24 protein-coding genes and 1 tRNA gene are annotated in these 22417 nt (G+C 68.7%); 4 read left to right on the top strand and 21 right to left on the bottom strand.

The annotated features are described in order from the left end of the window. Positions 1-5: 5 nt before the first annotated feature. Entirely contained in the window at positions 6-212 is a 207-nt protein-coding gene (locus R0145_RS05575) for a (2Fe-2S)-binding protein (protein ID WP_317839378.1), read from the bottom strand. A gap of 242 nt (positions 213-454) precedes the next feature. On the opposite strand from R0145_RS05575, the gene orn reads away from it, so the two are divergent. Both orn and R0145_RS05565 read left to right on the top strand, forming a co-directional pair. Continuing rightward, positions 455-1117, top strand: a complete 663-nt coding sequence (orn, locus tag R0145_RS05570; protein ID WP_317839377.1) for an oligoribonuclease — start codon at positions 455-457, stop codon at positions 1115-1117. Between the two features lie 161 nt (positions 1118-1278). Next, positions 1279-1354: transfer RNA gene (locus tag R0145_RS05565), tRNA-His, on the top strand. On the opposite strand, the gene R0145_RS05560 is transcribed toward R0145_RS05565, so the two are convergent. The 8 genes from R0145_RS05560 to R0145_RS05525 form a co-directional block, all read right to left on the bottom strand. Next, positions 1347-3026, bottom strand: coding sequence for a recombinase family protein (locus R0145_RS05560; protein ID WP_026926257.1), 1680 nt, complete (start codon positions 3024-3026; stop codon positions 1347-1349). The genes R0145_RS05565 and R0145_RS05560 overlap by 8 nt on opposite strands. A gap of 176 nt (positions 3027-3202) precedes the next feature. After that, positions 3203-3409 carry a hypothetical protein gene (locus tag R0145_RS05555; protein ID WP_026926258.1) on the bottom strand — a complete coding sequence of 69 codons (207 nt, stop codon included), beginning with the start codon at positions 3407-3409 and terminating at the stop codon, positions 3203-3205. A 3-nt stretch (positions 3410-3412) separates the two neighbouring features. Next, positions 3413-3991, bottom strand: a complete 579-nt coding sequence (locus tag R0145_RS05550) for a hypothetical protein (RefSeq protein ID WP_026926259.1) — start codon at positions 3989-3991, stop codon at positions 3413-3415. Next, complete coding sequence (locus tag R0145_RS05545) at positions 3988-4425, bottom strand: single-stranded DNA-binding protein (protein WP_026926260.1); 438 nt, start codon at positions 4423-4425, stop codon at positions 3988-3990. Before R0145_RS05545 ends, R0145_RS05550 begins: the two co-directional genes overlap by 4 nt. Positions 4426-4507: 82 nt before the next feature. Continuing rightward, positions 4508-6286 (bottom strand): type IV secretory system conjugative DNA transfer family protein, encoded by a 1779-nt coding sequence (locus R0145_RS05540; RefSeq protein WP_026926261.1) that lies wholly within the window; start codon positions 6284-6286, stop codon positions 4508-4510. Next, entirely contained in the window at positions 6283-6831 is a 549-nt protein-coding gene (locus tag R0145_RS05535) for a hypothetical protein (RefSeq protein ID WP_026926262.1), read from the bottom strand. Before R0145_RS05535 ends, R0145_RS05540 begins: the two co-directional genes overlap by 4 nt. Continuing rightward, complete coding sequence (locus R0145_RS05530) at positions 6828-8312, bottom strand: ATP-binding protein (RefSeq protein WP_026926263.1); 1485 nt, start codon at positions 8310-8312, stop codon at positions 6828-6830. The genes R0145_RS05535 and R0145_RS05530 overlap by 4 nt, the downstream gene beginning before the upstream one ends. Next, positions 8309-9139 carry a hypothetical protein gene (locus tag R0145_RS05525; protein WP_317839376.1) on the bottom strand — a complete coding sequence of 277 codons (831 nt, stop codon included), beginning with the start codon at positions 9137-9139 and terminating at the stop codon, positions 8309-8311. Before R0145_RS05525 ends, R0145_RS05530 begins: the two co-directional genes overlap by 4 nt. Positions 9140-9254: 115 nt before the next feature. On the opposite strand from R0145_RS05525, the gene R0145_RS05520 reads away from it, so the two are divergent. Further along, on the top strand, positions 9255-10316 hold the full coding sequence (locus R0145_RS05520; protein ID WP_026926265.1) for a hypothetical protein: 1062 nt from the start codon (positions 9255-9257) through the stop codon (positions 10314-10316). Between the two features lie 2 nt (positions 10317-10318). Here the strand turns inward: R0145_RS05520 and R0145_RS05515 are convergent, their stop codons facing one another. Genes R0145_RS05515 through R0145_RS05505 form a run of 3 tightly spaced genes read right to left on the bottom strand, consistent with a single transcriptional unit; the run spans position 10319 to position 13484 of the window. Further along, positions 10319-11788 carry a PrgI family protein gene (locus tag R0145_RS05515; RefSeq protein WP_026926266.1) on the bottom strand — a complete coding sequence of 490 codons (1470 nt, stop codon included), beginning with the start codon at positions 11786-11788 and terminating at the stop codon, positions 10319-10321. A 3-nt stretch (positions 11789-11791) separates the two neighbouring features. After that, entirely contained in the window at positions 11792-13153 is a 1362-nt protein-coding gene (locus R0145_RS05510; RefSeq protein WP_026926267.1) for a hypothetical protein, read from the bottom strand. 34 nt (positions 13154-13187) lie between these two features. Further along, on the bottom strand, positions 13188-13484 hold the full coding sequence (locus tag R0145_RS05505; RefSeq protein ID WP_206080060.1) for a DUF6112 family protein: 297 nt from the start codon (positions 13482-13484) through the stop codon (positions 13188-13190). Between the two features lie 187 nt (positions 13485-13671). Here R0145_RS05505 and R0145_RS05500 point away from each other — a divergent pair, with 187 nt between their 5' ends. Continuing rightward, positions 13672-14538, top strand: coding sequence for a TIGR02391 family protein (locus R0145_RS05500; RefSeq protein WP_026926269.1), 867 nt, complete (start codon positions 13672-13674; stop codon positions 14536-14538). A gap of 14 nt (positions 14539-14552) precedes the next feature. On the opposite strand, the gene R0145_RS05495 is transcribed toward R0145_RS05500, so the two are convergent. From R0145_RS05495 to R0145_RS05450, 9 genes are all read right to left on the bottom strand, one after another. Continuing rightward, on the bottom strand, positions 14553-14819 hold the full coding sequence (locus R0145_RS05495; protein WP_026926270.1) for a DUF6112 family protein: 267 nt from the start codon (positions 14817-14819) through the stop codon (positions 14553-14555). Between the two features lie 6 nt (positions 14820-14825). Further along, positions 14826-16436, bottom strand: a complete 1611-nt coding sequence (locus R0145_RS18370) for a M23 family metallopeptidase (RefSeq protein ID WP_026926271.1) — start codon at positions 16434-16436, stop codon at positions 14826-14828. Positions 16437-16448: 12 nt separating this feature from the next. Continuing rightward, the gene (locus R0145_RS05480) at positions 16449-17141 is read right to left on the bottom strand and encodes a hypothetical protein (RefSeq protein WP_026926272.1); all 693 of its coding nucleotides are present in this window, start codon (positions 17139-17141) and stop codon (positions 16449-16451) included. 36 nt (positions 17142-17177) lie between these two features. After that, entirely contained in the window at positions 17178-18179 is a 1002-nt protein-coding gene (locus R0145_RS05475) for a ParB N-terminal domain-containing protein (protein WP_077684803.1), read from the bottom strand. Continuing rightward, positions 18176-19063, bottom strand: a complete 888-nt coding sequence (locus R0145_RS05470; protein WP_026926274.1) for a hypothetical protein — start codon at positions 19061-19063, stop codon at positions 18176-18178. The genes R0145_RS05475 and R0145_RS05470 overlap by 4 nt, the downstream gene beginning before the upstream one ends. 93 nt (positions 19064-19156) lie before the next feature. After that, complete coding sequence (locus R0145_RS05465; protein WP_317839374.1) at positions 19157-19561, bottom strand: hypothetical protein; 405 nt, start codon at positions 19559-19561, stop codon at positions 19157-19159. Then, positions 19558-20205 carry a DUF2637 domain-containing protein gene (locus R0145_RS05460; RefSeq protein WP_013601299.1) on the bottom strand — a complete coding sequence of 216 codons (648 nt, stop codon included), beginning with the start codon at positions 20203-20205 and terminating at the stop codon, positions 19558-19560. The genes R0145_RS05465 and R0145_RS05460 overlap by 4 nt, the downstream gene beginning before the upstream one ends. Positions 20206-20237: 32 nt before the next feature. After that, on the bottom strand, positions 20238-21170 hold the full coding sequence (locus R0145_RS05455; protein WP_013601298.1) for a bifunctional DNA primase/polymerase: 933 nt from the start codon (positions 21168-21170) through the stop codon (positions 20238-20240). Continuing rightward, entirely contained in the window at positions 21170-22249 is a 1080-nt protein-coding gene (locus R0145_RS05450; protein WP_317839373.1) for an ImmA/IrrE family metallo-endopeptidase, read from the bottom strand. The genes R0145_RS05455 and R0145_RS05450 overlap by 1 nt, the downstream gene beginning before the upstream one ends. Between the last annotated feature and the right edge of the window lie 168 nt (positions 22250-22417).

The following is a 22417-nucleotide window of genomic DNA, read 5'->3' as shown; positions in this document are numbered from 1 at the left end:
GGGGACTAACTGGCTTCACTGTCGACCTCCGGGAGCGACGCGTGGACGATCTCACCATGCTCGCACAGCAGGCGCCGCACTGTGAAGACACAACGGCCGCACTCGGTGCCGGCCCCGGTGACCCGGCACACCTGGGCCATGGTCCGGGCACCCCGGTCGACGGCAGCCCGGATGTCCCGATCCGTCACGACCTTGCACTGACAGACGATCACCGCACCGTCCCTTCGTCCGGGCCACCTCGAGCTTACTAGTTAGGGTAGCCTAAACGCTCACTAGTTAGGGTGACCTAAACCCAGAGTGCGGTGGTGGGTGAGGCGCGCTCAAGGGTTCGTGCCACGCCACGGTCCCCTCGCCACAGCCCGCGCCGTACGACGCCACCGGGCGCTCCTCCCCGCCACCGCCCACCCTGGGCCACCCGAAGCCCGGCCGGACACGTCCGGATTAGGATCGACGCGTGACGAACGAACTGGTGTGGATCGACTGCGAGATGACGGGCCTGGACCTGGCCCATGACGAGCTGATCGAGGTGGCCGCACTCGTCACGGACGAGGAACTCAACGTCCTCGGCGACGGCGTCGACGTGGTGATCAAGCCCTCCGCGGAGGCCTTGGCGCACATGGGTGACTTCGTCCGCCAGATGCACACCAAGTCCGGCCTGCTGCCCGAGCTGGACGGTGGGCTGACCATGGCCGAGGCCGAACAGCAGGTGCTGGCCTACCTCCGCCAGTACGTGAAGGAGCCCCGCAAGGCCCCGCTGGCCGGCAACACCATCGGCACCGACCGGGCGTTCCTGGCCAAGGACATGCCGGAGCTCGAGGCGTACGTCCACTACCGCAACGTCGACGTGTCCTCGATCAAGGAGCTGTCGCGGCGCTGGTACCCCAAGACCTACTACCACGCCCCGGCCAAGAACGGGAACCACCGGGCCCTGGCCGACATCCAGGAGTCGATCGAGGAGCTGCGCTACTACCGCGAGGCGGTCTTCGTCCACCAGCCAGGCCCGGACACGACCGCACTGAAGCGGATCGCCCGCAAGCACCGCGGCAGCCTCACCGGCCTGTCCGAGAACGGCACCGCCGAGGACGTCGACGAGAGCGTGGCCGCCGACGCCGAGTGACGTCGTGTGCGCGTACGGGCCCCGCGTCGGGGGCGACGGCCCTCCGATCCCGAACCGGGGCTCACTCCGCAGATCGACCGAATGACGCCGATTGGCGTACGTCATCCGGACTTGGCTATACTGCTCAGGTTCGCCCGGAAGGGAAACCTCTGGCGACGATGGTGGGTATAGCTCAGCTGGTAGAGCACCTGGTTGTGGTCCAGGATGTCGCGGGTTCGAGCCCCGTTACTCACCCCAAACGGGTCAGGTGTGAACTTGCGACCAAGGGGCCACCCTTGGTCGCGGTTCGCGCCTGGCCCATTTTCTTCGCCTCGGCGGCCCAGCTCAGGGCGTCGGCGTGGAGGCCGGAGAGGCTCAGTCCGTCATACGGGTTCCGGTAGCCGACGCGCACGTCGTTGTCCTCGTCGATGTAGATCGCCCTGAACAGTGCTTGGTTGCACAGTCGGCGGTTCGCGTCGTCGGCGTGCTCGTAGAGGTCGGCTGCGTTGGACAGCAGTTTCAGCGAGTCGTCGAGGTTCGCCCGCGCGTCGGCATAGTGGCCGTGGTGAGCGGTGATCCGGTGCTCGATGGTCTCCAACGACGCGGTGATCCGGTCCTGCTCCTTCTTGAGCAGGTCGAGCGGGATGGCTCCGGCGTAGTGGGCTTGCAGCAACTTCTGCTGCTCGCCTTCGAGTTGGGTTCTCCGGGACGCGAGGTCGGCAAGTTCGGCGGCTCCTTCGGCCATCATCTCGTCGAACCGGGCATGGATCATCGCCGAGACCGCCTGCGTCGTCTCGGGATCGAGCTGCACCTTGGCATAGAAGCGCTCGATGAGCCGTTCGACCTGCTCGATGAGCATCGCCTGCCGGGTGCAGTCGCCTCTGCCACCATGCCTGCTCGCGCACACGAAGTACGGGTAGATCGTGCCCTGGCTGCTCTTGGCGTTGCACACCAGTAGCCGCGAGCCGCACTGGCCGCAGAACACCGTCCCCTTCAAGTAGTGCTCGTGGACTTGCGTTGCATCTGCTGCCGAGCGGTGCGTGCCGAGCACGGTCTGCACCTGGTCCCACACCTCGTTGGGGACGATGGCCTCGTGCGCTCCGGCATAGGTCACGCCCTGGTAGCGGACGCTGCCCTTGTAGTACGGGTTCGTCAGCATCCGATGCACCGACGACTTCCCGATGGGTCGGGACGGTCGCCGCGGCGACGCCGCTGTCGTGAGCCCGCGCGCTACGAGCTCCTGGTGAAGCTGGCTCGTCGTCCAGTCGCCGGATGCGAACACCTGGAACGCCCACCGCACCAACGGGGCTCGCTCCTCGTCGATCTCGACGGTGCGTACTTCCCGCCCGAACTCGTCGCGCACGCCGACGTTGCGGTAGCCGATGGGTGCCTTCGTCACGGTGCCGCCCTGCGCGGCCTTCTGCGACAGACCCTTGACGACCTCGGTGGCGAGGTTGCGGGAGTAGAACTCCGCGATCGAGGACATGATGCCGTGCAGCAGCATCCCGGACGGGGTCTCGTCGATGTTCTCCGTGGCCGACACCAGCGTGACGCCGGCGTCCTTGAGGGCGAGGTGGATGGTCACGTCGTCGGCTCGGTTGCGGGCGAGCCGGTCGACCTTGTGGACGATGCAGTAGTTCGTCTTGTGCTTCGCGACGTACTGGATCATCCGCATCAGTTCGGGCCGGTCGGCCTTGCGCGCGGACTCGCCCGCGTCGACGAACTCCTCGATGATCGTTGCTCCGAGCTGGTCGGCCTTGCGCTGGTTCGCCTCGCGCTGGGCCGGGATCGAGAAGCCCTCCGCCTGGCCGCCCTTCTCCGCCTGCTCCTTCGTGGAGACCCGTAGGTAGGAGACGGCGAATGATCCGGGGAACGGGGTGGGCGCTACGAGGCTGTCTATCGCGGTTCGGTCCGCGTCGATGATCGTCATGGCTCTTCTCCACAGTCACTGGTCCTGCCGACGCGGACTTGTGAGAGCGGATGTTGATCGTGAGAAGAGCCCGAAGGCTGTAGGACTAGGCCGAGTCGGCCACGTTTACTTTGCCTCGCCGTGGCGGCGAAGCGCTAGGACCACAACATCCGCCATCCGCGACGGATGCCTCCATTCTACGACGACGCGCTCGCGGAGGCACGAGGGCGCTTCGGTCGCGTCGATCCCTCCGAACGGCACGCTCCCGACTGTTGGAGCGCCAGGCGGATCAGCAGCTCGCAGAGCTTGTCCAGGTCGGGCGGCTCGTGGAACTCGGCGCGGATCGTCAGCTCGCGCTCGCTCTGTTGACGCTGCCCGGTCTTCCGTTCATAGCGGCGCGCCACGATTCACACCTCGCCCGTCTCCGGGTCGATGCCCGCGAAGAAGGCATCCTCTGCTTCCTGGCGCGCATCCACCATGTCGATCACGAACCGAACGAAGTCTTCGTCGCGATCCGTGATCGGTGAGTCCTCGATGGGCTGAGTGGGGTCTTCACCGGGCCAGCTCGTCTGGCGAGTCGGGCGGTCTCGGTCGAGCCGCGTACCGCAGGCCGACACCCAATCACGAAGGCGGGCACGGGCATCGGCGAAGTCGCGGTGCCAGCCGAGCGGTGCCGACCCATTCTGCTCGGGGTCGTATGCGCACAGCCAGTGCAGGTGCAGCGCCGACAGTTCCCAGAGGAGCTCGGGGTGACGGTGCCAGTAGGGCGGAACGACGCTGGCCGGAAGTCCGTAGGTGTGGCGAAGCCAGTCCACCCAACGGTTCAGTTCGAGCAACTCGGCTTCGAGATCGTTGGCGGTCAGCAGATTCCAGTTGACCGGATGCGGCGGCTCGGGCACGTCGAAACGCGGGGACGCGAGACCTGCCTCGGGTGGCATGTCGTCGTGCTCAGGGTGGAACTGATCGCTCATGGCGGGATCGCTCACATTCCGATGGCAGCCGCGGTGGACGGCGCGGCCTGCTGAGGTCCGGTGAACGCCGCGGCGTCTCGGCCGGAAGTGCGTTCGCTGCGATCCACCTCGTAGCGGGTGCGGGCGAGGTCGTGTCCGATGCGCGTCGCGATGAACTCCTCGCCCTCGTACCGCTGGCCGTTGCGCTCGTAGGAGTAGTCGCGCACCCGTCCGTCGGCGATGATGTTGTCGCCCTTGGCGAGCCGCTCGGCTCCCTGCTCGGCAGCACCGCGATACGCAATGAGGTCGTGGAACGTCGTCTCCAGTTGCGTGAAGGAGTTGTCGGGCTCCTTGCGGTAATGCTCGATGCCGACCTTCATGTAGAGCCGTGCGTCGCCGCGGTCGGTGTAGCTGAGCTGCGGGTCCGAGGCGACAAAGCCGGAGATGGACTGGTGGGTACGAATGGCCATGATGGCGTCCTCCTGAACTCGGGCGACCAGCCGTGTGTGGCCGCTGTGTCAGGCAGGTGCGCTTCGGCACCCAGACGCAGCGTCAGGTGACGGGGCGGTGGCGCAGCAGTGTTTCGAGTTCGTCGCGGTCGCTGCGGAGTTGCGCGGCATCGGGGCGAGTCGGCCAGGCGCGGAGGTCGGTGACGATGGGCGGCGCGGAGCGCAGCATCGCAATGCCGGTGCCGAATGGCAGGGTGCGGATGCGGTCTGGCGGCAGGATCGGGACGCGGCGGATCGAGCGCTGGTTGGAGCGGGTGCCGTGGTCGCCGAGTGTCACGCTGTCGGTGTACTCGTCGCGCTCTCCGATGAGCGTGGAGAGGTCTTGGAGGTCGCGGCTGTTGGATGCGCCGCCGAGGATGATCTTGACGATGCTAGCGTCCCAGATCGCGCCGGCCTGGTGTTCACTCCACCTGTCGCGAGCCTGTGCGAGGGACTGCAAGACCGGCATGGTCGTGATCCCGGTGCCACCGCCTTCGGCCATGAGCGTCGGCAGTGACGGCAGCGGTGCGAGATTCCCGATCTCGTCGAGCGCGAGCAGTAGCGGCGGGTCGAGCCGTGCTCCGGGCGAGCGGGCGGCAAGTCGGCGGGCGGTTTCGATGAGGTCTTCGACGAACGCCGCGACCAGCGATGCCGAGGCTCCTGCTCCTGCTCCGGTGGCGAGCAGGTACAGGGTGCCTTGTTCGGTGAGGAAGGTCTCGGGGTCGAAGTGCTCGTGCGGGCCTGGCGTGACGGCATCGAGCACGCGCGGGTCGGCCAGTGCGGCCAGTGCGAGGGAGACGCCTTGCCAGATGCTGTCGCGGGTCTTGGGGTCGGCGTCGATCATCGCGGCCAGGGAGTCGTCCCAGCCCATCGCCGCGTTCGGGTGTGAGTTGAGGATGGCGACGGCTTCGGACGCGGCGCTGGGGTCGAGGGTCCATCTGAACAGCTCGGCTGGCTGGCGGCCGTCGAGCGCGGCGGCATGCAGCAGGCTTTGGAGTGCGGTGCGGGTTTTGCCTTCCCAGAACCCGCCGGACTCGACCCCTCCGGCGCTGAGTCCTGTGGCGGCTGCGAGGCCGTTAGCGCGGATCATCGCGGTCAGCGGATCGTCACAGCCGCGAATGGGCGACCAGCGCAGCCCGGCGGGGATGCCTTCGGCGAGGTGTTGCGGGTCGAACACCGCGACCGGTCCGCCCCTGCGGCGTCGGGCGCGGAGGGTCGCGGTGAGGTTGTCGGGCCTGGTGCTGGTGGTGACGACCGCTCCGGGTGCGTCGAGGATCGCGTTGATGACGACATGTAGGCCCTTGCCTGAGCGGGGTGGGCCGATCAGCAGGATCGAGTCTTCGACAGATGCCCAGACCTCCGTCCCGCGACTGGCACCGAGGAGGTAGCCGACATCCTGCGGGGCTGGTGATTCCAAGGAGGGGCGCAGTGTGGCCGCGCGGTGCAGCAGTGCCTTCGCGGATGCTGCGGTCTTGACTTCATGGCTGGTCGCGATCCCGGCAAGGCGGTGCGGGTCGGTCTCGGTCTTCCGCGTGTGGCGGCGCAGCACGATCCACACCCAGACGATCCCGGTGGCGAGTCCGCCGAGCAGTGCCGCGCTGACGAGCCAGTAGGCGACCGGGTTGAGACCGTCGGCACCGAGCGCGGTTGCCGGGTCGCCGGGGTTGAACAGCACGGCGAGTCCCGCCGCTGCGCCGGCGTCTGGCTGGGGTGTGCCGGTGAGGAACGCGGCGACACTGCCACCGGCGCGGAGAACGAGGGCGATCCCGAACATGCCGATCAGCCCAATGAGGGCGGCATTGGTGAGTTCGTCGCCCATGCCCCCGGCCTGCCGCTGGTTCATGTCAGCCGCCGCACCGCGAGCGTGCCCGAGATGCGCCCGAACAGGATCACCTCGTGTGTGCCGTCGGGTAGGTCGTCGAGGTCGATGAGCGTCCGGGCTTCGCCGGTCCCGGTAGCGTCGGTGTGGGAGACGATCGTCGCGACAGCGACATCCTCGCCAGGCACGAACCCGCCCGCGGTGACCTCAGCCAAGCGCGGCACCCGTCGGGCGTGGCGACTTCGACGAGTTTCCGGCGCAGGGGTCTCGGACGGTGCGACTGCGCGTCGGGGTTTGCGGGTGCGGAGGATGTCGGTGAAGACGCTGCCGTCGTTCTCGCGCACCTCGACTCGGACTGCGATGGTGCGGTCGTTGGTGATGGCATCCATGAGCGGCCCGAACGTCGCGCGCGTCCAGTCGCCCGCGTCCGGCGACGCGAACGGTGTTCCATCGACCGTGGCGGTGAGGGTGCCGTCTGCAGCGACGGTGACGAGGACGTGCGGCAGCTCGACGGGAGCCGTGGCATCGTCTTCGTTCGGGGTGGATCGGCGCGGGCCGGTGAGGTTCATCGGTGTCCTCCTGCGGCGCGGCTGCTGGTGTCGAACAGGGCGAGTTCGTCGGGGTGGAGTTGGTGCTGGCAGACGAAGCTCCTGGCCTTGATCCGCCACAGCCCTTGGCCGACGCCAAGGTTCGGCAAGAGCTGCTGCTCCGTGCCGGTCAGACCGAGGGCGGTCGCGGTCGGTCCGAGCTGGTCGGACTCCTGCCGGTACACGATCCGCGTTTCCGCGTTCGCGAGTAGTGAGTTCGCCAGGGAGCGCATGGCTGAGCCTTGGTCGCCCACGTTGTCGAGGTCGGTGAGCTTGTGGAAGATCAGCATGTTCGCGATCCCGTAGTGCCGCGCGAGTCGCCAGTGCGCATCCATCCGCCGCAGCAGCGCTGGATGGGACATGAGCCGCCAGGCCTCGTCGTAGATCACCCACCGCTGTCCACCGTTCGGGTCGAGCAGCGCGGACTCCATCCACGCCGACGAGCACGTCATCAACACCGAAATGAGCGTCGAGTTCTCGGTGACGCGCGAGAGGTCGAGCGAGATCATCGGCAGCGACGGGTCGAACGCGACCGTCGAAGGCCCGTCGAACAGTCCGGCCAGGTCGCCGGCCACGAGACGGCGCAGCGCGTGGCCGACGAGCCTGCCGTCCTCGGCCAACCGGCCGTCGGCATCCGCGCTCGGGGCGAGGATGCGGTCAACGACCATCGGCAGGATCGGCACATCGTTCTCCCGCACGGTCTGGGTCAGGGCGATGTCGATCGCGGTGTGCTCCAACGGCGACAATCCCCGCGCGAGCACGGTCTCCGCGAGTGCGCCGATCAGGTCACGCCGTCGGGCTGCGACAGTGGACGCCCATTGCTCATCCGAGAGACCGCTGGGCCGGTGGCCTTCATCGAGCGGATTCAGGCGAGTGTTGAGTCCGTGACCGAGGACGATGGCACGTCCACCGACGGCGTTGGCGACGGCGGTGTGTTCGCCCTTCGGGTCGCCGGGCACGTATACGCGCCGTCCGAACGGTAGCGAGCGCGTGTAGAGGGACTTGGCCAGCGATGACTTGCCGGAGCCGACGATCCCGGCCAGCACCACGTTGGGTGCGGTGATGATGCCGCGTGCGTAGAGCACCCACGGGTCGTAGACGAAACTCCCGCCCGAGTAGAGGTCTTGGCCGACGAACACGCCATCGGCGCCGAGACCGCCCTCGGCGACGAACGGGTACGCACCCGCCAGCGTCGCCGACGTGTCCTGATGCCGCGTCAGATGGAACCGGCCCGGAGTGCGCAGCCGCGCAGCGCCGGACTCGCCTGCCTTCGGCAGGTAGACCGTCGCGCGGCGCTCGGCACGCTCCTCCTCGGCCTTTGCCTTCGCGGCGGCGAGCGCGGTCCTTCGCTGCTCGGCGTGGAGTCGGGCCTCGGCCTTGCGGCGCTGCTTGCGGAGCTTCCGCCGCTCCTTCGACGGTGCCACCAGGACAGCGGTATGCAGCCGCGCGCGATCCTCGGTCACCGCACCAGCCCCCGCGACTGCTTGACCGCCGTGATCTTGGCCGGCTCGAACCACGACCCATCCCGCTTCGGGGTCGGCGGGTCGGCTCGCTTCGGAGCGCCCGGCGACGAGTACGACACCAGAAGCTCCGGCCCCGGCTGCACCGGAGCCGGTTCGACCAGCTCGGCATCCTGGGGCTCGGCCTCTGGTTCGGTGTAGCGGCGCAGCAGCGAGACGTAGCCGATATGCGGGTTGACGACCAGCGCGTAGTCGCCCGAGAGCGCAACCCGATCGTTGGTGCCCTCGCCGGGCTTGTCGTAGACATACCCGTTCTCCAGCGCGGCCTGCGTGGTCTCGTCGCCGTAGTCCCACTGCGCGAGGAAGTCCACCGCATCCACGTGTCCCAGCTCGCCCAGGATGTGCAACGGCCGGTCGGCCTCCTCGCCCTGGAGGAACACCACGCTGACCCACCGCGACGGCATGACCTCCTCGACGGCGGGCTCGGGGTGCCAGGCGATCCGCCCCGCGGCGATGAAGCCTTCCGCGAGCCGGTCGTGGGCCCGGTTAACGAGGTTCGCGGCCTGACGCAACTCTTCCGCAGCAGCGAGCGCCTCCCGCACGCCTGCCTCGTGGCTTCCGGCGTCGTTGAACGCGTGCGCGGCCTTGCGCTCGTGAACATCGGCGATCTGGTCGAGCGCCTGCCGCAGCGAGCGCATGCCCGAGGACAGATCACCGATCACCCCGTACATCTCGGCGGGCTGATCGAAGCCCCGGCTCGCGTGCGCGAGGCCGCGCAAGGCTTCGGACGCCTCGGCGGCGTCGGCAGTCGAATCGAAGAACGTAGGCATGGTGACCTCCTGGTGCCGTATGACGGGGAGGTGCGCACCAGCGAACGGAAAATGTCGGTGGTGCGGCCTAGCGTTGTAGATGACACGAGGGCAAACGAGGCAGGAGCCCGACAGAGTGAGCGCAAGTCAGTACCGAGGACAGCTTGACCGCAAGCGCAAACAGCGGATCGACGCGGACAAGAAGGCGGGTGAGTACCGGTCGAAGGAGTCCTCGAAGCGAGCCGATGCCGCCAAGGCGCGGCAGGCTGCCGCAAAGACGACGAGCAGTTCCACCCGCAGCAGCAAGTTGCGGGACGCCGAGCGCCGCGAGAAGGAAGCGGAGACTGCGGGCAAGGAGGCCAGCCGCTGGCAGACCCGGGCAGCCGGCTACGCGAAGGACGAGGCCGCGCTACAGACCAAGCTCTCCCGTGCCGAACAGTCGGAGGCCGATGCCGCCGAGAGACGCCGAAAGAGCGAGCAGCAGCGTGCCGACCGGCGGGCGGCGGCTGAACGTGCCCAGCTTGAATCGCGGATCAGCGGTGCCGAGGTAGCCGTCAGTCACGCGCTGCGTCAGCTCCCAGCGCCCAAGCCGGAGAAGCTCCGAGTGCTCATGCTGGGTGCTTCGGCCGAAGGTGACCTCCGCGTTGGAAGGGAGCAGAAGCGCATCCGGGCAGCGGTCGAGTCGGCTTTGCACCGTGACCAGATCGAACTCGATGTGCGGCCAGCAGCAACTACGGCTGACCTACTGGACGGCATCACGAAGTTCCGTCCTCACGTGGTCCACTTCTCGGGCCACAGCAACGACGACCTGATCGTCTTTGAGGATGAAGCAGACGAACCCCACGAGGGAGTGATCGTGACGGCGCTAGCCTTCGCACGCGCGATCAGCGCAACCGACGATCCTCCGCTCCTCGTCCTGCTGAACTCGTGTCGCTCCGCAGCCCAGATCGACGACCTGGTGGCTCGAGTCGTGCCGTTCGCGATCGGGATGGCCGACAGCATCGAAGACGCCGATGCGATCAACTACGCCGCACAGTTCTACGCGGCAGTCGCAAACGGGCAGTCCATCATCTCTTCGCATCTGTCGGGACAGGCTGCGCTCGAACTCGCGGGACTGGAAAGCGCTGACCTGCCGACCCTTGCTTGGGCACCCGATGTCGATCCATCAGCCACGATCCTCGTCAGCCCTGAAGGCTGAACTCAGACCCGCCGGCAGAGCGGGAGCGCGGCGGCGGTGAAGGCGGCGGCTTGCTGGCCGACGAGCAGCCGCGTCTCACAGGAGGCTTGGATCGCGGCCTGCTCGATCGCGGCGACGGCGGCATCGAGCTCTTCGCCGGTGGGCGCAGAGACGGCGATGAGGCCGGTGTAGCGGAGGATGCCGTGGCCGGCGGTGAGGTCGGCTTCTTGCTGGAGCACGTCGTGATACTCGGCGGTCTGCGAGGCGTCCTCGATCTGGCCGATCTTCGCGCGCTGGGCCTGGTCGGAGATGTGCTCGACCTTCTTCCTGCGGATGTCGCGAGCAGCGGCATCGGAGCGCATCGGGGTGCAGATCAGCGAGAACGACCGCTGGATGCCGGTGGACAGCAGCACGGGCGACAGGAATCCCGGATAGACGAGCGACCTGGGCCACTCGCTGACCCAGAGCACCGCGTGGTGGGCGGAGTCGGTGCGCAGCTTGCCCCAGGTCTCGGTGACCGCAACCGGCCCTGCGGTCGCGAGGGACTGGCCGAGCCTGCCGTGCCGTTCCAGCGTGGCGGCGATCGCTGGGTCGTAGGCGGAACGCAGCATCACCGCGATGTGCCCTGGTGTCAGCCATCCCGACGGCGAGAGGTCGGCGGAGCGAAGCGCCGCGATGAGAGTGTTCATCTCTTGGCGCAGCACGGCGGCAGCACCGCGCATCCCGGCGCCCGCGGTCCTGATCTGCCGAGCGCTGGTCTTCATGTCCAGTGACAGCGAGAGGGTGGTGGCGTGGCGTTCGCCGGCGGGTCCGGCACGGTCGATGAGTTCTGCGTAGGTGTCGGCCGCCCATGATCCGTCCGGGGTGCCGTGGGTGGCCCACCATTCGGCCAGTCCGGTGCCGGAGTCCGGCAGAGTCCGCTCCAAGACCTGAAGAGTCGCGATCCGCCCGGAGCGGCAGACGGTGGCCAGCACCCGGCCCCAGGAGCTGACGCGGCGTTCCTGCTCGCCGGGATCGAGGAGCACGAACGCGGGATGGGTGACCTCGCACACCACGGTCAACGTGGCGGCGTGGGGGTCGTGGATCATCCCCGCTCCGGTGTCGGGGTCGGTGTACTCGCGCAGTCGCGCCATGTCGCCGGGCAGTGCGAGGGTGCCGACGGGGCGCGGGACGACGATCCTGCGCCGGTACAGCAGTTGTCCGCCGGTGGTACGCCACAGCCACCAGCAGGCGATGGGCAGCCACTCCACGATCGGCCGGCCCGCGATCGGTATCCAAGTCAGCGCGGCGGCGAGTACCCAGATCGGGGCACTGTAGGCGAGCAGCATCCCACCTCCGGCGTAGAACGCGCCGATGAGTGTGGCTCCGCCGATGGCGAGTGTGATGAGCTGGGTCAGCGACAGGCCGAGGAGGACGCCGCGGCGGGTGAGGCGGGAGAACTTCACCGGCACGAGTTCACCCGCAGTGGGCCGGTCCTGGTTCGTGCTGCTCATCATCTACTCCTTTGGTGGGCGTGGCGCGGGCGGCGGGGGCTGCTTCGGCGGCGGTGACGGGTCGGTGCTCGGCGGTCGTGGTGCCGAGATTGACGGCGGTGCCGCAGGTGAGGCGGCGGGCGGTGGCGTTGTCTGCGCGGCTGCGTCGGCGGCGTGCTCGCCCTGGGTTCCCAGCGCCGTTCCGGCCTTCGGCCCGGCGGTCGCGGCACCCTTGGCGACACTCGCCCCGACCACCACCCCTGCGGCCACGGGGCCGGCCGCGGCCGCGCCGCCCCCGCCTGCGGCGGCACCTCCACCACCCGCGGCGGGTGCCGGTGCCGGGGTCTTCGGCGGTGGCGGTGTGCTACTTCCTCCACCGGAGCCTCCGCCCGCGTTCCCGCCGCCACTGCTGCTCCCGTCGAGCACCTTCTTCCGATCGCCGCCTCCTTGCGGCTTGGTCGGGACGGGGATCGGGCGGTTGAGTGCGCTCTTGGCGTCCTGCTCGGAGCCGATCGCGTGGTACATGTCGAACCCGACGAACGCGATGAACTTGTACGTGAGATACGGGGCGAACGCGGCCATCGCCATCAGCACGATCCCCGCGATGGGATCGCTGACCGAGGCGAGGTCGGCGTCGATCGGTGCGGAGACCTGGGTGATCGCGACGAGGAACATCACGACGAGCACGAGCTTGGAGCAGATCAGCGCGACGACGAACATCGCCCACTTCCCGATCCACCCCCGCGAGGCGTCCCACGAGGCACCGCTGAACGCGAGCGGCGCGAACACGACCGCCACCAGCAGGAGCGCTTTCCGGACGAGGAGGGACAGCCACACGATCGCGGCGGCGGTGATCGCGAGGCCAGCCATGAAGATCGTGATGATGGCGCCGACACCGGGAGCGGCGATGTTGATGCCGACCAGCCCTGCGGCGAGGAGGGCGATCTTGTCGCCCATCGACTCGGTGGTCTCTCCGGCGGCTTGCACGATCCCGATGCACAGTTGATCGACGACTTCCAGCAGCAGTGCCGTGAGCGTGATGACGACAAACGATCCGAGGACGGACTTCGCCAGGCCGAGCGCGGCGCGGGTCAGGGCGGTGGGGTCGCGGCGGATCAGCCCGGTGATGAGTTGGAGGCAGAAGAAGATCAGCATCACGAAGACGGCGATGCCGAACAGCAGGTTGTAGACGGCGATGTAGCCGGGCTTGGTGACATCCACCAGCGTCGTGGTGTCGAAGACCGACCAGACCGCCTCGAACAGCCACCCGGCGGCGGCACCCATCGCCTGCGCGAGCCAGTCGAACGGGGCCGCGACCAACGACGCGGCTCCTTCGCCGACGGCATCGCACACCGAGGAGATCACGGGAACGTCGCACACGCCCATCACGAACACCAGCTCTCGACGACGATGGGGCGGGTCAGACGGACTGGCCGACGTTCCAGAAGAAGTTGATGAGCGTCACGCTCGAGCCGCAGATCACCGCAGCGCCGCAGGAGACGAGGACGCCGATCTTCCCGCGCGAGGCGAGGTGTGGGTTGGAGGAGTTCGCGCCGAAGCCCCACACGATCGCGGACACGATCAGCGCGAGCACGGACAGGATGAGGCCGATGGTCATCACCGCGCCGACGATGGTGCGCAGTTGGTTGATCCCCGGCAGGCCGTTGGTGTTGGGGTCGATGTTGATGTCCATTGGCACCAGCAGCGGCGCGGACATGACGTTGGCGAGCAGATCGAACACGGTAGGTCTCCTTGGCGACGGGCGGCCCGCCCACGAACTCGCAGACGGGGTACACGCGACAGGTGCGCGCTCGTCGCCGTCCCTGTCGGTGGCCGCCCGTAGCCTTGGAGTATCTGTGCGTCGCTCGCCCGCACGGGACCGCCGGACGAGAGGTGCAAGGAACATGAGTCAGTACGGGGTGGATTACCTCCAGCGGTTGCGTGCCGCTGTTGAGAAGTTCGAGGAAGCGTTCGACGCCTGGATGAGCACTCAGGTTGAGTCGGATCACATGTCGGCGCGCGGCCTCTTTCCTACTGTGTGGACAAAGGAAGGCCAGGACCAGAGCGAGGTTCAACGGCTCGAACTCGGTGTCGCGGAGGCTGCTGGCCTGGCGGCGAGCGCTGTGTCAGTGACCGGTGCCTACATTGGGATCGCTGGTCTCGGAGCGATCGACCCGATCTCTAACTGGTCATTTATGTCTGCGCCCAAGGCCCCCATCGCGCCTCGGGATATTCGGACTACGACCGCCAACGTCAAGGGCAGGCTCGACGCGATGATCGTCGACGCCGAGTCACGTACCGACTCTGACCTTCCGACCTTCGCTCCCGCACAGTTTCACCCCGTGGTCTGGGCTGGTGCTTCCGCCCATTGGACGACGCATCAGTACCGAGTTGCAGTTCGTGAAGCAGCCGAAGGCCTCACGGTCCACTGGAAGGAACGTCTCGGCCGGAACGATGTCGATGACACGGTCTTCTGGCAGCAGACGTTATCGTCGGGCGCTCCTGAACCGGGCAAGCCGAAGCTCACCTGGCCGGGAGGGTCGGATGACAAGACGGTGAAGAGCATGCGCGGCGGTCTTGAACCGCTCGCTAAGGCCCTCAACGCGCTGGCCACTGGTCTGAACCTCACGGTCCGCAACGTGACGACGCACACGCGCACCGAACTGTCCGAGCAGGAAGCGATGGAGCGCCTCGCGGCATACAGTTACCTCGCGCGCCTGCTCGACCAGTGCGAGACAGCGAGCGCCGACGCGGAGGAATCAGACCGATGACCGCGAAGCCGCAGCTACAAACTTGAACCGACTGTGAGTAGCCAGTTCATCCAGGCCACGCCGCCTCCGGCGAGGACGGCCGCGCCGACGGAGACGAGGACACCGATGCGGCCTTTGCTGGCGGTCGCGTAGTTTCCGTGGGCCGTCGCGATCGCCCAGACGATCGCGGAGACGATGAGCATGAGGACGGCCACGATCAGGACGAACGTCAGGAGCGCGCCGACCACGGCGCGGAGGTCGCCGATGCCGCCGAGTCCGTCGAAGTCGGGGAAGACACCCATTGCAGGTCACCCTGCCTTGACGGTGAGGTGGAGGTGGTCGTAGTGGCCGCCGGTGATGGAGGCGGGGTCGTGCATGCCTCCGCCGTTGTATGGCCGCCAGCCCTCGGCGTCGCGGGCGACGGACCAGATTTGGCCTTGCCAGATCAGGTACTCGACGCCGAGCACGTCGGCGTTGTCCTTCATCCAGTTGGTGACCTTCCAGCCGGCGTCGAGTTGTGCCGGGGTGGGTCGCTGGCCGATGCGGTTGCCGAAGGTGATGTCGCAAGCCCTGCCGAGGGGATGCTCGGACTTGGTGCCGGGGCGTGGTGAGTAGCAGCCCCAGCCGGTGTCGGGGAACGCTGCGAGGGTCTGCTGGTAGAGGTGGAGCATGCGGGCGGTGATCTTGCCCGAGCTGGTGGGATCGTCGACGAGCCGGTCGGGGTCTCCATCGACGCCGGTCGGCGTGCCCGCAGTGGTGTTGTTGCAGGCGGCGGGTGATCCGCTGGTCGCTGTCGGCAGGTTCGCAGCCCCGTGCTCATTGAGCCAGGCGGCGGCGTCGATGGCTTCCCCGTTCGTGCCGCCGGGCCGGACCTCGAAGTGCAGATGTGCGCCGGTGCTCATGCCCGAGGAGCCGACATCGCCGATGTGCTGCCCTGCGTTCACGCGGTCACCGGGACGGACGTGGATGCCGCTCTGCCACATGTGCGCGTAGGCCGTGGCGACGGTCTGGCCGTCGATGGTGTGCTCGATGACGATGAGGCCGCCGTACCCACCGGAGAACTCCGCGACGGTCACGGTGCCATCCGCGGCGGCGAGGATCGGCGTGCCGTCGGGCGCGGCGAAGTCGGTGCCGGTGTGCATCTTCCGTTCGCCCGTGATCGGGTGCACTCGCATCCCGAACGGCGAGGTCAGCACCCAGGTGCCCTCGGGCAGCGGGAACACCACCCGCGACGACAAGACCGCCGGGCCGCCCGCGCCGCTAGCGGCACCGCCGCCTGTGGTGAGGGCGGCGAGGATGCTGTCGGCGACGGGCGCGTAGTTGCGGTAGCCGTCGGGGAAGGCGGAGACCTCGACGGCTTGGGCGGCTTCGCCAGGGTCCATCTGTTGCCAGCCGGGGATGTCGAGCAGCCCGCGCGGCGAGGGGTAGTTCGGGCCGGTCGGCCCGCCGAAGAACGCCTGCGCCTGATAGTTCGGGTCCATCAACTCGGCGACGGTGCCCCACCCGGATTGGGGGCGCATCTGGAACAGGCCGAGGGAGTCGTGGTCGCCGCCGTTGCCGTCGTTCGGGTAGTTCGCCGAGTCGGGGTAGGTGCCGGTGTTGGTGAGCATCCGCAGCGTGGACTCGGTGAGCGCGGCCATCAGCGCGATCTTGATTCCCGGCCTGCCCACGTTGGTGATGCCGTTGCCGACCGTGATGATCGTGGCCGCGTGCGTGAGCTGCTGACGATTCAGCGTGAAGGTCTCGTCGTTCGCGGTGGTCACGGTGAGCGCGTCCGGGATCGGTCCGAGGTTCACGCTCCCGGCAGGTGTGGCGCAGTACGCAGCGGCGGGGTTCATCAGCACCCCGATCCCGAGGAGCGTGGCGGCGGGGGCGAAGAACAGCAGTGCCAGCGCTGCGATGGTGGCTTTGCGGAACACGACGCCAGCCCTTCAGCGCAGCGGGTTGTCGAGCTGCGAGAGCCGCAGCAGATGACAGGTCGGGTAGGTCGGGGCGCAGACGACGAACACGGTGAACGCGACCGGATGCTCGCTGGTGACCGGTTGCCCGTTCCAGACCCCGGCACGGTAGCGGGTGCCCTCGATCGTGACGGCCGTCGTTCCTGCCGCGAGCTGCCCCGGCTGGGCCTGCGCTGCCGCGTCGGCCCAGCCGTCGGGGACGTACGCGGCCTCGATGGTGAGGTGTTGGCGGGTGGCGTATTGCCGCAGCTCGATCCAGGCGTCTCGGGTCGGCAGGTAGACGGCTACGTCGGAGGCCAGCCCCGCCTGTTCGTCCCCGCTGGGGTCACCGACCGCGAGGATCGTCGGGCTGTAGTCCAGCGGCCACAGCCCCGAGGCGGTGTCCCACGCGAACAGCGTGGACGCGACGCCGCGAGCGAAGGTCTCGGGGTCTACCGAACGCGGAACCGCTGGAACCCGTGGTGTCCGGGGCGTGCTCGGTGCCACGGTCGGCGGTGCCGTCGTGGTCGGGCCAGGCTCCGGGCCGGGATCGGTGCTGGTGCTGGTGCGGGGGCCGGTGAGGAGTCCGTAGACGCCGACACTGGCGAGGAGCAGCAGGACGATGCCGGCGGCGATGAGGGCGACGAGTCGGCGGCGGTTCCGGGGATCGGTGGGTGCAGGGCTCATGCCGAGCAGGTGCACATCCGACACCCATGCCAGCGGTCAGAGCGCGCGGAGTCGTGGCCGCTCCACCGCGTCTTCGCGTGCGGCACGGAGGGCGTCGGCGAACCGGACGGTGCCGTCGGTGGTGGTGAGGAAGTTCTCGAACTGCTCGTCGGTTAACTCGGCGGCGAGTGTGTCGGCGTCGTAGTGGGTCCACCAGTTGGTGAGCTCGCCCCAGGTCTGCACGAACGCGCGAAGCGGGTAGCGGACGGGTTGGCCGTCGCCGGTGACGAGCGGCAACGGCTTGGGTGGGGTGCGCTTGCCCTTCTTGATCGACTTCGCCTGGGCCACGGCTGCTTCGGCGCGAGCGTGCATCTCTGCCTCGCGCCGCTCCCGCGCAGCGGTGTCGGCATCGCGGATCGCTTGATAGATCGGATGCACCGCGTCACCGGCCTCGATCCGACCCAACCCGGCGGCGGCCTCGGCGCGCAGAGTCTCTGGCAGAGCAGGGTTGCCAGCGATGTCTTCGAGGTAGCCGATCTTCTCCAGCGTCGTGTGCGACGCGCCACCCGGAATCATCGCCGCCGCCTGCTCCCGGGCCTTCCCAAGCGGCCCGCTCGACGGTGGTGCAAATTTTGCACCACCGTCGTTTCCTGGCTGGTTCTCGCTGCTGAACTGGGTCGCGCTCTTGCGACGGGCGGCGTCTTCGGCCATGACCTGCTTGATCTCGCGGTAGAGGCCGGCGGCTTCGAGCTGGGTGTAGGGCTTGTGGAGCATGTTGTCGTCCTGCTCGGCGAGGAGCTGCCCGAGCCGGTCGGACAGGCCGCTGCGCACCCACACGTTGACGGTGCGCCAGCCGAGCTTCTTGATCGCGGCCAGGCGTCGTGCCCCGCACACCAGTACGCCGTCGATCGTGATGGTGAGTGGTTGCAGCAATCCGTCGCGCCCGATGGATGCCGCGAGGGCGTCGATGTCGCCGAGGTCGGCGCGGTGCCGGGTGCCGACGAGGATCGACTCGACGGTGCGGTCGAGCTGGATGCTGCCGATCTGTGGCTCGGTCACGACGACTCACCGCCTCCACCACTCGGAGCGGCCAGAGCGAGCGCGAGGATCAGATCGTCGTCGCGGAGCAGTAGGTCGAGCGTTTCGCCCAGCAGCAGCCGGAGCAGGATGCCGCGACCGCTGCTGGTGGCGACGTAGGCCGGGTGCGGGTTCCCGAGCAGCGCCTTCAGCAGTGCGGCCCAGGAGCGGCGCGGGAGGTCGAGCAGTGCCCGCGCGTGCCGGTCGCGGCGCAGCGTCTCGTAGGCGGACTGGCGGGTGCCGGCTTTCGTCAACGCCCCGCAGACGTGCTCGACCGCGGCCCGTGCGGTGTCGGCGGGCCAGTCGAGCAGGCACAGCATCGCGATGGCGTCCTCGGCCGCCGATCCAGCGGACATGCACGCTTGCGCTGACCCGAGACTGTCGCGCGGTTCCGGTTCGAGGTCGCTGGGACGCAGGTCGGTGGTGTGGAACGCGGGATGATAGTCGGCCAGCGCGGTGTCGCGTTCGGAGAACCGTTCAGGATCGTGGAACGCCGAAACGTGCGCGCGACGAGCCTGGTGCACCGAGCAGAGCAGGCCTTGGGCGCGTTCCTCGTAGACGCAGGTGATCCGCACGGCGTGGGTGATGATCGCCCACGGATCGTTGGCCTCGCGGGTCGAGCGGTACTGCATCGCGTCGAACGCCGCCGTCACCGCTTCCCAGGTGTCGAGCCTGTGTTTCCTCGCGAGAGCGCGGTACTTGTCGGCGGCGAACTCCATCAGGTCGCGGGCCACCGGGTCGTGAACCCAGGCATCCTCGCCGCCCTCGGCGAGGCGATTGAGCAGGGCACGCAGGCCCTCGCCGGTGGTGAAGTCCTCAGCCCCGTCGGCCGTCTGCTCGGTGCTGGTGCTGGTTGGTCTGGTCATGGTGTCGGCACCTCCTGGCAGGCAGGTGCGCACTCGCTCCCACGAGCGCGTCCTGCATGCCGATGCCGTCGCAGCCATGACCTGTCACCACCGTCAACTCATCGAGACCCCGGAGCGGGACACCTGCGAGGCAGGTGCGGTGCTGCACCCGAACGCCGAGATCGGCGGCAACCGCCGGGCGCGATCCCCGAGACGACGAACACCTGCACCGAGCGGGGTGCGGGTGCGGCGTGCCAGCTCGGCCTGGAAGTCGAGACCCCGCCCGGCCGCGTGCGCCGAGTGCCGGGCGATCAAGTCAGTGGGGCGCACCCACTCCACGCCTCGCCCACGAACGAGCGCGTGCCGCTTGTCGTCGCGGGCGACCGGCGCGGCCCGCACCGCCTCCGGCGTACTCATCACTTCGACCGACTCGGGGCGCTCCCGCGGCTCCTCGGGCACCAGCCGTGCGGGATCGGGCCTCGAGGAATCGTTGCGCTGGGGGTTCTCAGTGGTGTTCATGGGATCGTCTCCTCCCGCTCGTCGGCGGTGTCAGTGGTGTCAGTGAGGTGCGCGACGGCGAACCAGCGGCCCACGGTCGAGGGATGCACCCCGAGTTCGCGGGCGATCCGCTTGTTCGACCAGCCCGCCTCGCGCAGCTCCCACCCCAGCGCCCGCCGATCCGCCACACCCTCATCGCGACGGTTGGCCTCCATCTCGCCAGGCGGCAGCGCAGGCATCGAATCCGCGGTGTTCGTCGAGAACGAGTCGGCAGTGGCGGGTTCCGCATGGGGGTCGGTGGTGCGGGTGAGAATCACGGTCAGGTGCGTGATGGCCAGCAGCACGACGGGCGGCACCGCGGCGACCGAGGCCGCGAGCATCCTTGGCACGTCGGCGTCCGCGGCGACGACAGCATGAATGGCGTTCGCCGTCACCGACACGAGCGCGCCGCCTACCAGCAGCGCCCACGGATACCAGGCCGAGCGCTGCCCGGCGAGCGCGACGACGGCAACCGTGGCGACGACGATGATGCCGTCCACGATCAGCGGCCACGCCCACGCCTGCCCAGCCCCGATCCCGGAGCGAGCAGCCAGATCGGCCAACGACGTGAACGACAGCCAGAACGCCCCGGCGGCGATGAACACCGTCCCCGCGACCGCCGTCATCGCGGCCCAGCGCCGCCCTCCCGATTCACGCCTCACAGCCCAGCCCTCCCCAAGGCTGCGGACGGTGGGCTCGCCGAGCGACCGAACCACCGACCCGCGCTCTGGCTCCGGCCGCCGGGCGTCACTTCGGATGCGGGCTGGGTGGCTCGGTAGGCGGAGCGCACGGTCGTGGTGATCTCGCGATCACCCAGACCCGCCGACTGTGCCGCAGCACCCAGCGCATCGAGCGCCTCGGCGGGCGAGACGCCGTTCTCTGCGAGGCGGCAGGCAGCCCAGAACAGGCCTCGGTTCCGCTCGCCCTCACCCCGCCCAGCGACCCACGTCGCCAACCGCTCAGCATCCTCATCCATCGAGCCGCTGCTGGCGCGTAGTGGAGCGACGGGGCGCGGGTCGAGGAAGTCCCGCAGACGGGCCGCGTCCACATGACCGACCGAGTGCGCGGCGATGTCCGCGACCTCGTAGCGGCACACACTGCCGTCGATGATTCGCCGGGAGGGAGGAGCGATGATGTAGCCGCCGTCGCCCCGGAAGTCGACGCCCGCGGTGGCTGCCTGCCACGACCGCTGCTCGCGGCCCGGGGTCGCCGGGAAGTACACGTGCGCGCCTCCGGTGGGTGTGCGCACGAGCAGACCCGCGCCATCGACGAGCCCCGCGTCGGTGGCGCGCTGGAACGCCGCGCGGCCGTCGTGGGGGCCGTGGACATCGACATCGACGACGACAACGCCGGATGGAGCGCCGGTCGGGATGCCGATGTTCGCGTTCGGTGTGCGCGACCACCACGCGGCAACCTGTTCCGGGTCGCTGCTCGCATCGAGGAACCCACGGCGGGTCAGCGGACGCTTCCCCTCGACGACGCACGGAAACACGGGCACGCCAGCCGCCGCGAGGCTCCGCGCCGCGAGCCCCAGGCTCGGTGAACGATCCACGCGAATGAGCGCCGCCAGGACATCGAATGCTTCGGGCATCACAGCCTCCGCCCTGCCAGCGCTGGCGCCGACGCAGCACGCGGACGATCGGTCTCCACCGAGTTCGCAGCCGTACGGGAGGTGCGCGGACTGGGAGCGTCGCGTTCGAGTCCGGGCGGGGTGCCGTCGCCGACCTGGAGCGTGTCGAGCTGGTCGAGGATCGCCAGCGCGGTCTTCCGCACCCGCTCGCCGGTGGACTGCACCACCTGGACGGGCTCTTGGCCGTCCACGCGGGCGGCCCAGGTCGAGACGTACGGGATCGTGTACCCGGTGGTGTCCATGCCGTGCGCGGCACCGATCATCAGCGCGACGGACTCGGCTTCGACCTCGCGGATGCCGCGATGCTGACGTGCTTCCTCGTCGTCGGGATCGTGCATCAGCACGTGCGCCAGCTCGTGCGCGAGCGTCTTGACCTGCGCAGCAGGGTCCATGTTCTCCCGCACCGCTACCGTGCGCTCCTCATAGTCGGTCATGCCGTTCGCGCCGGAGATCATCCCCTCGTGTGGCACCCGCAGCACCTCGAACCCCGCGCCGCGAATCTGCCCGGCCAGCCCGTCCCACAGCCCCGAGGGTGCTTCGCCTTCCAGCAGCGTCGGAGCGGGCGGAACTGGCAATGGTTCTCCGTCGGTCTGGGAGGCATCCCACACGTAGGCCGGCCGGGCTCCGACCATCCGCGAGCGCACCACCTCGCCGGCCTTCGGCGTCTCCCTCGGCCCGAGCCGCCGCCACGAGCCCGCATCGGCAGGGGTCGCGGTGGCGAACCGGCCCGTCACGGGCGCGAAGATCATGTAGCCCGGCTGACCCTTCATCACCTGCCGCCCCAGCCCCTGCCACTGCCGATACCCGGCAACCAGAGCGGGGAAGGGTTCGGGCACCCGGCCTGCCTCGAACGCCGCCTCATGCTGCACCCAGATCAACATCGTGTTGTTGAACGACCGCGACCGGAACCGCGCCGCGAAGGCCAGCGCCTGCCGCCAGTCGTCACCCGAGACCAGCGACTCGACCGCGCCGGTCAGCTTCTCGTGCAGCTCGTCGAGCTTCGCCTCTCGCGCCGCGCGGGCGTCCTCGTTCGATGCCATGCTCCGGCCTCCTCTTCGGCGGGCCGCGACGCGGCTGCGCGCGGCGGTACACCTGGCAGGTAGGCGCGAACACCCGCGCCCAGACCGTGAGCTGGACATCGTTCACCTCCTTGAGGCAGCCCGAGCCGAGACCGGGACGCAACATTGAGCATGCTCAAAATGCCCCGG

Origin of the sequence: Raineyella sp. W15-4 (genome assembly GCF_033170155.1) — a bacterium.
GTDB lineage: Bacteria > Actinomycetota > Actinomycetes > Propionibacteriales > Propionibacteriaceae > Raineyella.
Note: the sequence above shows the minus strand (reverse complement) of the source record. Positions and strands in the feature narration are given on the sequence as shown.

Coding starts and splice junctions, on each gene's coding strand:
- R0145_RS05465 (WP_317839374.1), bottom strand. CDS start 19,561: ATGAACACCACTGAGAACCCCCAGCGCAACGATTCCTCGAGGCCCGAT.
- R0145_RS05560 (WP_026926257.1), bottom strand. CDS start 3,026: ATGACGATCATCGACGCGGACCGAACCGCGATAGACAGCCTCGTAGCG.
- R0145_RS05480 (WP_026926272.1), bottom strand. CDS start 17,141: ATGAGCCCTGCACCCACCGATCCCCGGAACCGCCGCCGACTCGTCGCC.
- R0145_RS05455 (WP_013601298.1), bottom strand. CDS start 21,170: ATGCCCGAAGCATTCGATGTCCTGGCGGCGCTCATTCGCGTGGATCGT.
- R0145_RS05515 (WP_026926266.1), bottom strand. CDS start 11,788: ATGAGCAGCACGAACCAGGACCGGCCCACTGCGGGTGAACTCGTGCCG.
- R0145_RS05510 (WP_026926267.1), bottom strand. CDS start 13,153: ATGGGCGTGTGCGACGTTCCCGTGATCTCCTCGGTGTGCGATGCCGTC.
- R0145_RS05470 (WP_026926274.1), bottom strand. CDS start 19,063: ATGACCAGACCAACCAGCACCAGCACCGAGCAGACGGCCGACGGGGCT.
- R0145_RS05500 (WP_026926269.1), top strand. CDS start 13,672: ATGAGTCAGTACGGGGTGGATTACCTCCAGCGGTTGCGTGCCGCTGTT.
- R0145_RS05505 (WP_206080060.1), bottom strand. CDS start 13,484: ATGTCCGCGCCGCTGCTGGTGCCAATGGACATCAACATCGACCCCAAC.
- R0145_RS05540 (WP_026926261.1), bottom strand. CDS start 6,286: ATGAACCAGCGGCAGGCCGGGGGCATGGGCGACGAACTCACCAATGCC.
- R0145_RS05495 (WP_026926270.1), bottom strand. CDS start 14,819: ATGGGTGTCTTCCCCGACTTCGACGGACTCGGCGGCATCGGCGACCTC.
- R0145_RS05450 (WP_317839373.1), bottom strand. CDS start 22,249: ATGGCATCGAACGAGGACGCCCGCGCGGCGCGAGAGGCGAAGCTCGAC.
- R0145_RS05535 (WP_026926262.1), bottom strand. CDS start 6,831: ATGAACCTCACCGGCCCGCGCCGATCCACCCCGAACGAAGACGATGCC.
- R0145_RS05460 (WP_013601299.1), bottom strand. CDS start 20,205: ATGACGGCGGTCGCGGGGACGGTGTTCATCGCCGCCGGGGCGTTCTGG.
- R0145_RS05545 (WP_026926260.1), bottom strand. CDS start 4,425: ATGGCCATTCGTACCCACCAGTCCATCTCCGGCTTTGTCGCCTCGGAC.
- R0145_RS05525 (WP_317839376.1), bottom strand. CDS start 9,139: ATGCCTACGTTCTTCGATTCGACTGCCGACGCCGCCGAGGCGTCCGAA.